11 protein-coding genes are annotated in these 13,958 nt (G+C 44.0%); 9 read left to right on the top strand and 2 right to left on the bottom strand.

Going from position 1 to position 13,958, the window contains the following annotated elements:
• Positions 1 to 53: 53 nt before the first annotated feature.
• Together ytrI and ytrH are read right to left on the bottom strand one after the other, a co-directional pair.
• A complete protein-coding gene (gene ytrI, locus AC0VX1_RS19145) occupies positions 54 to 557 on the bottom strand; it encodes a sporulation membrane protein YtrI (protein WP_413010418.1) in 504 nt (167 codons plus the stop codon).
• Complete coding sequence (gene ytrH / locus AC0VX1_RS19140; RefSeq protein ID WP_034309135.1) at positions 554 to 889, bottom strand: sporulation membrane protein YtrH; 336 nt, start codon at positions 887 to 889, stop codon at positions 554 to 556. The genes ytrI and ytrH overlap by 4 nt, the downstream gene beginning before the upstream one ends.
• Positions 890 to 1,072: 183 nt before the next feature.
• On the opposite strand from ytrH, the gene dnaE reads away from it, so the two are divergent.
• From dnaE to aceB, 9 genes are all read left to right on the top strand, one after another.
• Positions 1,073 to 4,432 carry a DNA polymerase III subunit alpha gene (gene dnaE / locus AC0VX1_RS19135; RefSeq protein ID WP_475468389.1) on the top strand — a complete coding sequence of 1,120 codons (3,360 nt, stop codon included), beginning with the start codon at positions 1,073 to 1,075 and terminating at the stop codon, positions 4,430 to 4,432.
• A 124-nt stretch (positions 4,433 to 4,556) separates the two neighbouring features.
• A complete protein-coding gene (gene ystJ, locus AC0VX1_RS19130; protein WP_057276709.1) occupies positions 4,557 to 5,798 on the top strand; it encodes an NADP-dependent malic enzyme in 1,242 nt (413 codons plus the stop codon).
• 5 nt (positions 5,799 to 5,803) lie between these two features.
• Entirely contained in the window at positions 5,804 to 6,433 is a 630-nt protein-coding gene (locus AC0VX1_RS19125) for a FadR/GntR family transcriptional regulator (RefSeq protein WP_475468387.1), read from the top strand.
• Between the two features lie 90 nt (positions 6,434 to 6,523).
• Positions 6,524 to 7,387 carry an acetyl-CoA carboxylase, carboxyltransferase subunit beta gene (accD, locus tag AC0VX1_RS19120; protein WP_063575497.1) on the top strand — a complete coding sequence of 288 codons (864 nt, stop codon included), beginning with the start codon at positions 6,524 to 6,526 and terminating at the stop codon, positions 7,385 to 7,387.
• The gene (gene accA, locus AC0VX1_RS19115) at positions 7,384 to 8,385 is read left to right on the top strand and encodes an acetyl-CoA carboxylase carboxyl transferase subunit alpha (protein ID WP_034309128.1); all 1,002 of its coding nucleotides are present in this window, start codon (positions 7,384 to 7,386) and stop codon (positions 8,383 to 8,385) included. Before accD ends, accA begins: the two co-directional genes overlap by 4 nt.
• A gap of 278 nt (positions 8,386 to 8,663) precedes the next feature.
• Positions 8,664 to 9,623 carry a 6-phosphofructokinase gene (pfkA, locus tag AC0VX1_RS19110; RefSeq protein ID WP_336058945.1) on the top strand — a complete coding sequence of 320 codons (960 nt, stop codon included), beginning with the start codon at positions 8,664 to 8,666 and terminating at the stop codon, positions 9,621 to 9,623.
• 129 nt (positions 9,624 to 9,752) lie between these two features.
• Positions 9,753 to 11,513 carry a pyruvate kinase gene (gene pyk, locus AC0VX1_RS19105; RefSeq protein ID WP_057276708.1) on the top strand — a complete coding sequence of 587 codons (1,761 nt, stop codon included), beginning with the start codon at positions 9,753 to 9,755 and terminating at the stop codon, positions 11,511 to 11,513.
• Positions 11,514 to 11,594: 81 nt separating this feature from the next.
• Complete coding sequence (locus AC0VX1_RS19100) at positions 11,595 to 11,987, top strand: FxsA family protein (RefSeq protein WP_034309123.1); 393 nt, start codon at positions 11,595 to 11,597, stop codon at positions 11,985 to 11,987.
• A gap of 358 nt (positions 11,988 to 12,345) precedes the next feature.
• Positions 12,346 to 13,938 carry a malate synthase A gene (gene aceB / locus AC0VX1_RS19095; RefSeq protein ID WP_096337898.1) on the top strand — a complete coding sequence of 531 codons (1,593 nt, stop codon included), beginning with the start codon at positions 12,346 to 12,348 and terminating at the stop codon, positions 13,936 to 13,938.
• Positions 13,939 to 13,958 lie beyond the last annotated feature (20 nt).

Genomic DNA, 13,958 nt, shown 5'->3' with positions numbered 1-13,958 from the left:
GACCAAATCACAAATGATTTGGTCTTTTAAATTCGGTGGATATTCACCCATCCTTAAGAAGTAGTCCTCTTTAGTTTGATTTCTATATTCATCTTCGTATAAAACATGATTTCAACGACTTCAAGTCGATAGCGCTTTTTATTGATGGTCATGATCTTATTTTCTATCGATTTTTTCAACAGCACCTTACCGTCATAGACACTGGCGACATCTTTGGCGAGAAGAGAGGATAGGTCGTCCTCAATCACATCCTCCGCTTCTGCAATACTCAACTGATCCAGACTGTATTTTTCATTCGTGATCGTTACTTCCACTTCCTGAATCGTCAGGATTTCCTCGTTTTTCTCGTTCAATTTTTTATAATCCTGCTCCCAAATTGCGATTTTCCCGTTTAAATCCTTGATTTCTTCTCTTTGTTCGTGAAGGGACCGGATCTGCTTCTCCTGCTGGACGCCATGCATATAAAAGAAAAGCACCCAGCTAATCAATCCGCCAAGTGCGGCCCCGGCAAAAAAACGCTGCCAGGTGGGAGTCCGGTGATAGGGAGGAATCCTCATGGTGAAATATGCTCCTGCGTGAACCAGTTGATGATCAGTGCTCCTGTCTGTGCCCCTCCAAGTGCAGAGAGTATCAATAGGACCTGCTTGACTATATCCTTCGTTTCCCCGTGGAAAATACCGCGTTCAAAATTATAGACCATATCAAAAGTTCCCCCGATCGCAGCGACAATCGCCCAAATACGAAGGCTGTCCGACAGCCGGAATACAGTCGTCATCGGGGCTTGTCCAGTAAAAAAAGCGGCGAGGCCCCCGATTATCGAGCCGCCAAGCAATACGCCAAGCGATATGAAAAAGCTGTTGAGGAAGGCTGGAACAAAGGCTTCATTCATGTATCATCATCCTTTTTTGCTTGATATTCTTCTATTCCATTTATATGGGATGTTCAGAGGTATTATGATAGTCGCCGGAAATCAGGAGGTTAAATTGCATTGGTAATGAGAACATATTTTCTTTTTTTGAAATAAACACTATAATGAAAAGAAACATGCCTTACAAAGGTGGGAGAAAAAAACGTGTATACTCATCTCCATATTCAGAGCGGATACAGCCTGCTGACAAGTACGGTGAAGATCACTGAACTTGTGGCCAAAGCGAAAGCGGATGGCTGTACAAGTCTTGCCTTAACCGATCGAAATGTTATGTACGGTTCGGTCTATTTTTATAAAGAATGCAAGAAGCAGGGCATAAAGCCGATCATCGGCATACTTGCGGATGTCCTTGATGAACGGGAATCGCCACATGGACTTCTTTTATTGGCAAAGAGTCTGCAAGGATATCAAAACCTGCTTAAAATAAGCAGTGCCATAAAAACGAAATCCCCGTCAGGCATTCCAATGAATTGGCTTAAAGCCTATTCCGGGGGTTTGATTGCAGTCACACCAGGTGCAGAGGGGCAAATAGAAACGCTATTGAGAGAAGAAAACCCTGAAGAAGCCAAACAGGCAGCAGGGCGATTTCTGCAAATTTTTGGTCATGATAACTTTTATGTATCCATACAGAGACTGTCGATTGCGGATGAGGAAAAAAGTAACGAAGCCATAAGTCAGTTGGCGAGAGATTTAGAGATAAAGATTGTCGCGACAAATCCAGTTTATTATTTGAACGAAAGCGATGCTCTCGCTCATGAAGTCTTATTGGCAATCGGAAATGGCGACAAGCTGGCGGATGAGACGCATACGGTTCTTGAATCCGATCAATTTTATTTGAAAAGCCGGTCTCAGATGGCAGAACTATTCCATGACAGACCGGATGCACTCGAAAATACACTGCATATTGCCGCGCAATGCAATCTGGAAATTCCATTTCATCGTTCACTTCTTCCTAAGTACCCTACTGAAGATGGAGCCACAGCCGAAGAAATGCTCGAAGCCATCTGCTTCCAAGGGCTGAAGAAAAGAGTGCCGGAGCCATCCATTCAATATGAAGAGCGACTAAGATATGAATTGGATATCATCACCAAGATGAAATTCAGCGATTACTTTTTAATCGTTTGGGACTTCATGAAATTCGCTAAGGACCACCAAATCCTGACTGGTCCAGGAAGGGGGTCGGCCGCAGGATCGATGGTCGCTTATGTGCTATCGATCACGGATGTCGATCCAATCGAACATTCCTTGCTGTTCGAGCGTTTCCTGAATCCGGAACGTGTCTCGATGCCGGATATCGACATTGACTTTCCGGATAACCGCCGTGAAGAAGTGATTGCCTATGTCGCGAAGAAATACGGGGAACTTCATGTAGCACAGATCATTACATTCGGGACATTGGCTGCCAAGGCTGCGTTAAGGGATACAGGACGTGTTTTCGGCCTGAATTCAAAGGAACAGGAAGCGGTATCGAAAATGATTCCAGGCCGTCTGGGCATCACGCTTCCCGAGGCTTTCAAGGAATCGAAAAGGCTTAGGGATTTCGTTAATGAGAGTGACCTGAATCAAAAACTATTTCAAACCGCGTTATTGCTTGAAGGGCTGCCTCGCCATGCTTCGACACATGCCGCCGGCGTCGTCATCAGTGACCAGGCACTGACCGGGCATATCCCGATTCAGGGAGGGCATGACGGCATCCACCTGACTCAATATCCAATGGACCTTCTCGAAGAACTGGGACTTCTTAAAATGGATTTTCTTGGACTCCGCAATTTAACGCTCATCGATAATATTTTAAATAACATTAAAAAAGGAACAGGGAAAAAGCTCGACTTGTCCCATATTCCGATGGATGATCCCGAGACGCTGGCCACTTTAGGCAGAGGCGAAACAACCGGGGTGTTCCAATTTGAATCGGATGGCATCCGAAAGGTTTTGATCAAGCTGAAACCGAACCGATTCGAGGATATCGTTGCGGTCAATGCCCTATATCGTCCAGGTCCGATGGAAAATATACCGCTGTTCATCGAGCGAAAACATGGACTTGCTTCGATTGATTACCTTCACGAGGATTTGAAGGATATCCTCGAGCCTACATATGGGGTCATCGTATATCAAGAACAAATCATGCAAATCGCCTCCCGTTTAGCCGGGTTTTCATTAGGGGAGGCTGACCTGCTCCGACGTGCCGTTTCGAAGAAGAAGAAGGATGTTCTGGATCAAGAGCGGCAGCATTTCGTGAGCGGCGCATTGAAACAAGGATACTCCGAAAAAACGGCAGATGAGATTTATTCCTTGATTGTCCGCTTCGCTAACTATGGATTCAACCGAAGTCATGCGGTGGCGTATAGCTTCATCGCTTATCAGCTGGGTTACTTGAAAACCCACTATCCGGAATATTTCATGGCAGCACTTTTGACATCGGTTGTCGGGAATGATGAAAAGATTTCGCAATATATCCGAGAAGCAAAAAAGAAAGGGATAGCGGTTCTGCCTCCCTCGATTAACCGGAGCGGTTACCCGTTTTTACCGGAAAAGGAAGGGATCCGTTATAGCCTTGGAGCCATAAAAGGGATAGGCGGGACGGTCCTAAAAGATATCTTCGCTGCAAGGCGTCAGAAGAAGTTCGCAGATTTATTCGATTTCTGTTTGCGCGTTTCGGGGAAAATCGTAAATAGAAAAGTGTTGGAGGCGCTTGTCCATTCAGGTGCATTTGATGAATTCGGTGAAGACCGGGCAACATTGTTGGCGAGCTTGGACGTAGCGATCAATCATACGGAATTGGTTAATCCGGATGATGACCTATTCGATATGTTTTCGGATGGCGAGTTTTCACTCAAACCGAAATACCACCGGGTCGATCCTATCCCAATCGAGGACAAACTCTCGTTGGAAAAAAGCGCATTGGGGCTTTATCTATCGAATCATCCTGTGACAAGCTACAGAGAACTTTTTCAGCACTTCGGCTGTTTGACTATAGATGAAGCTATTAATAAAAAGGAATCGAAAGTCTTACTTGGCGCTTACATTACGTCGGTTAAAACCATAAGGACAAAAAAGGGCGATGTGATGGCTTTCTTGAGCGTCAGTGATGAAGAGGGGGATATTGAAGCGGTCGTTTTTCCAAATGTTTATAAAAACCACTCTGCCGACTTGAATCATGGACAACTCGTTATGCTGCAAGGGACATTGGAAGAGCGGGATGGAAAAACACAGCTGCTGATCCGGAGCGTATACCCGCTTGAAAAAGTGAAGCAGATGAAAGAGGAAAAAAACGGAACGATATTCCTGAAAATTGAGGCTGGCAGGCAAACGAAGGATACACTGCAAAAAATAAAAAAAATTTTAATGCAGCATAGCGGTGAAACCAAGGTCATGCTTTTTTACGAGAGGGAAAACCGCTATGTACAGCTATCTTATTGGGATTGGGTCAATCCTACAGATAGACTGATGCAGGCATTATTTGACTTGGTGGGAAAAGGGAATGTGGTTTACAAGAAAGAATAACTGTTTTACAACTTTAATAGTTATGTTATATTGAAAACAGGCCGCTGTGGTCTGACCACTAGATTTCAGCATAATTTCAGCATATAAGATAATGGGTTACCCAATTTGTTTTAGGAGTGAAACTATGACATTAAGAGAAGAAGCATTACATATGCACCGCTTGAATCAAGGAAAATTAGAAACAGTTTCGAAAGTGCCGGTTAGGAACGCAGTAGATTTAAGCCTGGCTTATTCTCCTGGTGTCGCAGAACCGTGTAAAGATATTTACGATAAGCCGGAAACCGTTTATGACTATACAATGAAGGGAAATACGGTTGCCGTCATTTCTGATGGAACGGCTGTTTTGGGACTTGGAAACATCGGTCCGGAAGCTGCTATGCCGGTCATGGAAGGAAAAGCCGTTTTATTTAAAAGTTTCGCCGGAGTGGACGCTTTCCCGATTTGTTTAAAAACGACGGATGTGGACAAAATTGTAGAGACCGTTAAATTACTCGAACCGACTTTCGGTGGAGTGAACTTAGAAGACATAGCCGCACCAAATTGTTTTGAAATTGAAGAACGACTCAAAAAAGAAATGAATATTCCTGTTTTCCATGATGATCAGCACGGTACAGCCATTGTTACTGTTGCCGGTCTTGTGAACGCGTTACGACTGGTGAATAAATCAATGTCAGAAATTAAAGTGGTAGCGAATGGCGCAGGCGCTGCGGGCATTGCCATCATTAAATTGCTTTATAGCTATGGAGTTCGCGACATCATCATGTGTGATACGAAGGGTGCCATTTATGAGGGCCGTTCGACAGGTATGAATGATACAAAAGAACAAGTGGCGAAAGTGACCAATCGAAATAAGGTTTCAGGGCCTTTGGAATCTGTCATTGAAAACGCTGATGTATTTATAGGAGTTTCTGCCGCAGGTGCATTGACAAAAGAAATGGTTTCTTCGATGAATCGGGATGCGATCATTTTCGCGATGGCTAATCCAGATCCGGAAATCATGCCGGAAGATGCAAAAGCAGCGGGTGCCAAGGTTGTTGGAACTGGCCGTTCGGATTTCCCGAATCAGGTCAATAACGTCCTTGCTTTCCCAGGGATTTTCCGTGGGGCCTTGGATGTACGTGCGACTCATATCAATGAAAAAATGAAGGTTGCTGCAGTAAAAGCCATTGCTGGATTAATACAGGAGCATGAGTTGAACGAGGACTACGTAATCCCTGCTCCATTTGATGCGAGGGTGGCACCTGCCGTTGCGGCTGCTGTTGCCAAGGCAGCGATGGAAACCGGAGTAGCTAGAATCAATGTAGATCCAGAGGAAATTAAAGAAAAAACAAAGAAACTAGCGATCATTGGAAAAAGTGAGGAATAATTAATTTGGCAGGTCGTACTTCTTCATCCAAAATTTATCTCGATGTCGTTGAGAGCCTACGTAGCATGATTGAAGCGGACAGCCTCCTGCCGGGAGATAAAATCCCATCAGAACGGGAGTTATCGGATCGTTTTAATGTTGGGCGTTCCTCTGTCCGTGAAGCATTGCGTGCCTTAGAACTATTAGGCTTAATAGAAACAAGGCGTGGTGAAGGGACGTTTATCAGGGATTTCCAGGAGCATAAGCTAGTCGAGCTTCTGGGAACCTTTTTTTTGCAAGATAAAAAAGTACAAGAAGATTTGGCTGAGACGAAAAGGCTGATTGAAATTGACTGTTTGCGGATCGTCGCCTTTTTCGCTACGGCTGAGGAAATCAAAAGATTAATGGCCTGGGTCAAAGCGGATATGTTTCATGATGATGATTTCTTTTTAAGAATTGCCATTTTGAATCGCAATCGATTGCTGGAAAGAATTTGGCGCATTGTCAACAGCTATGCTAGAACATCAGAGATGGTACAGGGTAATGTGAAAAAAGAAGACTATCTGGCACTTCTTACATATTTGCTCGAACGTGATGAAGAAAAAGCCATCGAAACGTATCTTATTAGAATTAGAAATATGTCGAAGGGCGAATGACACCTTTTTACACGATACTAATTTTATTTCTGATATAGTTTGTACCAAGTATCATAAAATAGATAATTGGTGGTAAAGGGAGGATTAAGCTTGCTTAAAGAGCTATTTGCGAAGTCTAAGAAGAAATATGCAACGGTTCCTTTAGATCGGGAGAAACAAGATGTACCAGAAGGAATCATGACAAAGTGCATCGGCTGTAAAAAAATCATGTATACAAAAGAATTGGTAAAAAACAAGAAAGTCTGTCTGCATTGCGGGTACCATCATCCGATGTCTTCCCATGAGCGCATCGAATTTTTATTCGACGCAGGCACTTTTAATGAATTTGATAAAGAAATGATTTCCGTTAACCCGCTTGATTTTCCGGATTACTTAGAAAAACTGGAAAAGGATAGAAAGAAAGCCAAGATTAATGAGGCGGTTGTCACAGGAGTCGGAAGCATCAATGGCTACCAAGTTTCAACTGCCATCATGGATTCGAATTTCCGGATGGGAAGCATGGGATCCGTTGTTGGCGAAAAAATTACCCGTGCCATTGAACGTGCTGGTGAATTGAAGATTCCGTTCATCATATTTACGGCATCAGGCGGCGCCCGGATGCAGGAGGGTGTTTTGAGCTTGATGCAGATGGCAAAGACAAGTGCAGCACTCAAGATATTCAGCAATGAAGGCGGACTGATCATATCAATGATGACCCATCCTACCACAGGCGGGGTTTCGGCAAGTTTCGCGTCACTTGGCGATATTAATCTAGCCGAACCTGGAGCACTTATTGGTTTTGCGGGACGAAGAATCATTGAGCAGACGATTCGTGAAGAGCTTCCTGAAGATTTCCAAACGGCTGAATTCTTGTTGAAGCACGGTCAATTGGATGCGGTCGTCAAACGTACGGAAATGAAGGAAACCTTGACGACGATCCTTAAAATCCATGCCCCGGGCGGTGAGTGGTTATGATTTACGAATTAGAGTTCGAGCGTCCCATTACGGACCTGAGAAATAAAATTAAAGAGCTAAAGGCAATCTCGAAGGATGCTGATGTAGACCTTACAGCAGAAATCGAGACATTGGAAAAGCGTTTAGAGAAGCTGGAAGTGGATATCTACAACCATCTTAAACCGTGGGATCGTGTTCAGATTGCCCGGCATCCAGCCCGTCCGACGACGCTTGATTACATTCCGCTGTTATTCAATGACTTCATCGAGTTTCATGGAGATCGTTATTATGGGGATGATGAAGCGATTGTTTCTGGAATCGCAGAATTCAATGGACTTGCCGTGACTGTCATCGGTCATCAACGCGGGAAGGATACGAAGGAAAACATCCGTCGTAACTTCGGCATGCCCCATCCTGAAGGCTATCGAAAAGCTTTGCGCCTGATGAAACAGGCTGAAAAATTCAACAGGCCGATTATTTGTTTCATTGATACGAAGGGAGCTTTCCCTGGTAAAGCTGCTGAAGAGCGCGGGCAAAGTGAAGCCATTGCGAAAAACCTTTTCGAAATGGCAGGGCTGAAGGTGCCGGTCATCAGTATTGTCATTGGTGAAGGCGGAAGCGGCGGTGCATTGGCGCTTGGCGTCGGAGACCGAATTTTCATGCTTGAAAACTCAACATATTCCGTGATTTCCCCTGAAGGGGCTGCAGCCTTGCTGTGGAAGGATGCCTCTCAGGCTAAGAGGGCTGCGGAAACGATGAAAATCACGGCTCCCGACTTAAACCGCTTAGGAGTCATCGATGAGATCATTCCTGAAGTGAGGGGCGGCGCCCATCGGGATTCGAATTTACAGGCAGAAGCCATCAAGGAAATCCTGAAACGTTCATTCAATGAACTGTTGCCATTGAATAGTGATGATCTAATCAACCAGCGTTATATGAAATTCAAGAAAATCGGTGAATATGAATTTGCAAAACAACAACCTGAGGGCGAACCTAAGGAAGTGGAACAGCATTCATAAACACATTTTGGAAAAGGAAAAACGTGCTGCCTGGGGCAACACGTTTTTTCATCCTTCATTCGTGCATATGTATTCATTACCGAAACGAGTAAAGAATATGGTTTGTGTGTAGAATGTAAAGTTTCACACCATTTTACTTCAATTTCTGAAGAGAATCGGTTAGGCTTATAACATCAAGTATGCATAAGTGAAACAGTTACTGCTTATTGAAGCTTGAAAAAGGGTACAATGATATAGCGAAGCTTAAAATTGATTAGTGCTGTAGAGAGGTGACATTTATGAAAAGAATAGGTGTATTGACAAGTGGAGGAGATTCTCCAGGAATGAATGCGGCAGTCCGAGCAGTTGTCCGGAAAGCAATTTTTCATGAAATGGAGGTCTTCGGTATTTATCATGGCTATCAGGGTCTGATAAATGGCAATATAAAAAAGCTTGAACTTGGGTCGGTCGGGGATATCATTCATAGAGGCGGCACGATGTTACATACGGCTCGCTGTCCGGAATTTAAGACGGAGGAAGGCCAGCTGAAAGCGATTGAACAATTGAATAAACATGGTATCGAGGGCATTGTCATAATTGGTGGCGATGGTTCTTACCGCGGGGCGAGAGCTTTAACGGAAAGGGGGTTCCCTTGTATCGGGGTTCCTGGAACGATTGATAATGACATACCGGGTACGGACTTTACGATTGGTTTCGATACGGCCCTGAATACAGTCATCGATGCTATCGATAAAATTCGGGATACGGCCACTTCTCATGAAAGGACTTATGTGGTTGAAGTGATGGGAAGAGATGCCGGCGATATTGCGCTTTGGGCTGGATTGGCTGGCGGAGCTGAAACGATTCTTTGTCCTGAATATGAATATGAAATAGATGATTTAATTGGAAAGCTGAACCGCGGACATGACCGAGGGAAAAAGCACAGTATCATCATAGTAGCCGAAGGTGTTGGAAGTGCCGTTGATATCTCCAGGAGTATTGAGGCGAAAGCAGGAATTGAAACTCGTGTAACGGTCCTGGGCCATGTTCAGCGCGGGGGATCTCCCTCTGCAAATGACCGGGTATTGGCAAGCCGTCTTGGGGCAAGAGCCGTTGAATTGCTTCTAGAAGGAAAAGGGGGCAGGGCAGTCGGGATCGAACAAAACCAACTTGTTGATTATGATATCATCGAAGCTCTTGCTAAATCGCATACAATTGACAAGAAAATGTATGAATTATCCGCTGAGCTATCCATTTAATCATTTTTATTGACCGATAGGAATCGCTTTTTAGTAATGGGTATTTAAAAGAAGACATAAAACACTGCGCCCCCTGTCTTCAAGAAGTGGACAGGCGGCGAGTAGTTTTCCTTAAAGGAGGATGACACTATGCGTAAAACCAAGATTGTTTGTACGATTGGCCCCGCAAGTGAAAGTATAGAAAAGCTGGTTCAATTAATAGAGGCGGGAATGAATGTAGCACGGCTTAACTTTTCTCATGGAAATCATGAAGAACACGCAGCTAGAATTCGAAATATAAGAGAAGCGAGCGAAAAAACGGGTAAACAGGTTGCCATCCTGTTGGATACAAAAGGACCTGAAATACGGACAAATAATATGGAAAATGATTCTATGGAGCTTATAGCCGGCAACGAAGTCATTATTTCCATGAATGAAGTCCTGGGAACACCTGAAAAATTCTCCATTACCTATGAAGGGCTTCTGCATGATGTTCACCCAGGATCTAAAATCCTTTTGGATGATGGATTGATCGGGCTTGAAGTGTTGAAGATTGATGAGGTCAGAAAAGAAATCCATACGAAAATCTTGAATAGCGGTACACTTAAGAACAAAAAAGGCGTCAATGTTCCAGGAGTTTCGGTTAACCTGCCTGGCATAACGGAGAAAGACGAACAGGATATCCTTTTTGGGATCGAACAGGGTATCGATTTCATTGCTGCCTCATTTGTACGCAGGGCTTCCGATGTGCTTGAAGTAAGTGAATTATTGCAGCAAAATGGTGCGGAACATATTCAAATCATCCCTAAAATCGAAAATCAAGAGGGCGTGGACCGTCTTGATGAGATCTTGGAAGTTTCAGATGGCTTGATGGTGGCACGTGGAGACTTGGGAGTGGAAATTCCTGCAGAAGAAGTGCCATTAGTCCAAAAACAAATGATCAAAAAATGTAATAATGCCGGGAAACCAGTCATAACGGCTACACAAATGCTCGATTCGATGCAGCGTAATCCAAGGCCGACCCGTGCAGAAGCAAGTGACGTGGCCAATGCCATATTTGATGGAACGGATGCAATCATGCTTTCTGGCGAAACAGCTGCTGGAACCTATCCTGTCGAAGCGGTGCAAACGATGCATAACATTGCTTCGCGTGCTGAAACTGCCCTTGATTATCGGGATATATTATCAGTCAGAAGCAAAGTGAACCGTCATAATGTCACGGATGCCATTGGTCAATCCGTTGCCCACACCGCGCTTAATCTTAATGCAGGGGCAATCATCACCCCTACAGAAAGCGGTCATACGGCAAGGATGATTTCCAAATACCGCCCTAAAGCACCGATCATTGCGGTTACATCCAATGATCATGTTACAAGAGGGCTTGCATTGGTTTGGGGAGTCTATCCGCAGATTGGTCCAAAAGCAACGACTACCGATGAAATGCTTCAAACCGCAATAGATGAAAGCCTGCATTCCGGCTTAGTTTCCCATGGGGATCTAGTCGTCATTACAGCCGGTGTGCCTGTAGGTGAAACAGGTACGACTAACTTGATGAAAATTCATGTGTTAGGAGAGGTTCTTTTGAAGGCTCAAGGAATCGGCAGGAAATCAGCTAAAGGTGAAGTGGTTATCGCTAAGAATGCCAAGGAAGCTTTGGAAAAAGTGAAGGAAGGCTCTGTATTGGTTACGATCGGTTCTGACCGCGAAATGATGCCGGCAATTGAAAAGTGTGCGGCATTGATTACGGAAGAAGGCGGTTTGACAAGCCATGCAGCTGTTGTGGGAGTCACATTGGGCATACCGGTAATCGTTGGGGCGGAGGACGCGACCAAGGTTTTCACGGATGGTCAAAGAATAACGGTCGATGCAGGTCGTGGAGTCATTTATGATGGACATGCAAACGTTCTGTAAAACGAAATTTTGGCTGATTCCTTGCCAATGAGGTAAGATGGATGTACCGCACCAGAAATGGGCTGTGCAGGAGGAATGAAGATGAAATATTTTTTAATGTTTATCATTGCGATGCCGGTCGTTGAAATTATTGTCCTTTTGCTGTCAGGCAATCTGATTGGTTTTTGGCCAACGCTGTTCCTGATTGTAGCCACAGGTTTGATCGGAGCTTATTTGGCTAAACGGCAAGGGATGGAGACGTGGAAAAAGGCACAGGAACAGATTCGTTACGGAATGATGCCAGGAAATGAAATCATTGATGGAATCTGTATCTTTATCGGAGCTGCACTGTTGCTGTCCCCTGGGCTCATCTCGGATATCATGGGATTGATCCTTGTGTTTCCGCCAACCCGGAATCTCCTCAAACCGATTGTTATCCGGTTTATCATGAACAGGATGAATAAAGGGAAAGTTACCATCATTCGGCATAAATAATATAAGGCTGTCTAAAGGCGTAAGCTTTTAGGCAGCCTTTTTGGTCTTTGAAAAAGGTACGCAACAGCATCCCGTTTTTTTATGGGGTGCTTTTTTGCTTTACAAATGGCTCCCTGTTTCACCATTGAATGATGATATGATATCCACGAGAATGAAATGTGTATCATAACAGGATTTATAAATGATTAACCCTTGGAAACATTGGTAAATAAGGCTTTTCCATGCTAAAAAAATCTTTTTTTAGATTTTTTAGAAAAAACTGGTGACAAATTTATACAACGTGTTATATAATACAAACAGGAAATAAAACATCTGTATTATAACATAAAAAGAGTTGGAAAGGGTGTGGAGAGGCAACATGATTACGGAAGCAAAAGGCTTACAGATTACAGGCAACATTAAGCCAGGATATGAACAAATACTTACAGCGGAAGCTCTTCAATTCATCGAAAGAATGGAACGGCATTTCAGTGGAAGAAGGGCAGAACTTCTAGAACGGCGGAAAAGCGTTCAGGAAGAACTGAATCAAGGCATGCTTCCTGATTTCCTTGAAGAAACGAAGCATATTCGTGCAAGTGATTGGACGATTGCGCCCCTCCCGAATGATTTGCAGGACCGCAGGGTTGAAATCACTGGACCTGTTGATCGTAAAATGATCATAAATGCCATGAACTCAGGTGCCAATGTATTCATGGCGGACTTTGAAGATGCCAATTCACCCACTTGGGAGAATTGCATCGATGGCCAATTGAATCTGCGCGATGCAATCCGCGGAACCATATCATTTAAAAATCCAAATGGCAAAGTGTATGAATTAAATGAAAGAACAGCTGTGCTAAAGGTAAGGCCACGCGGCTGGCATTTGGAGGAAAAACATGTCCTTTTGGATGGACAGCCTATATCAGCCAGCATTTTTGACTTTGGACTGTACTTTTACCACAACGCAAAAGCATTGGTCGAAAAACAAAGCGGTCCATACTTTTACTTACCGAAAATGGAAAGCCATCTCGAAGCAAGATTATGGAATGAAATATTCGTATATGCACAGAACGATTTGAGAATCCCGCAAGGAACCATCAAGGCAACGGTCTTGATAGAAACAATTCTTGCTGCATTCGAAATGGACGAAATTCTGTACGAGCTGAAAGAACATTCGGCAGGCCTGAACTGTGGCCGCTGGGATTATATCTTTAGTTTCCTGAAAAAATTTCGTAACTCGGATGATGTCATTTTCCCAGATCGGCAGCAGGTCACGATGACCGTCCCGAACATGAGGGCGTATTCCTTACTGGCGATCAAAACATGTCACAGCCGTAATGCTCCTGCAATTGGCGGGATGGCCGCGCAAATTCCCGTTAAAAATGACCCGGTTAAGAACGATGAGGCTTTTGCGAAAGTTAAGGCAGATAAAGAACGCGAAGCAAGAGACGGTCATGATGGAACATGGGTTGCCCACCCAGGTATGGTAAGCACGGCAAAAGAGGTTTTTGACCTGCTCGTCCCAAAACCGAATCAAATTTTCCGGAAACGGGAAGATGTCCATGTAACAGCACAGGAGTTGCTGGCTGTACCGGAAGGAACGATCACAGAGGCAGGCTTAAGGACGAATATTAATGTAGGCATCCAATATATCGCCTCATGGTTAAGCGGCAGAGGTGCGGCACCTATCAATAACTTAATGGAAGATGCTGCAACCGCTGAAATTTCAAGGGCTCAAGTCTGGCAATGGATCCGTCATCCAAAAGGCATTCTCGAAGATGGCAGGAAAATAACCGAGGAATTATTCCATCAAATCAAAGAAGAAGAATTGGCGGTCATTAAATCGGAAGTAGGGGAAGAAACTTTCAAATCAGGAAAGTTTGAAGAGTCTACTAAACTATTTGAACAATTGATTGAAGCGGATGACTTTGCAGATTTCTTAACTAACGCGGCATATGAAAAATTATCTTAATATTCAAAATATATAATATG

The organism is Peribacillus sp. QJM3NY_7, from assembly GCF_056173225.1.
The sequence above is the reverse complement of the archived record's forward strand: the minus strand, read 5'-3'. Positions and strand labels throughout refer to the sequence as shown.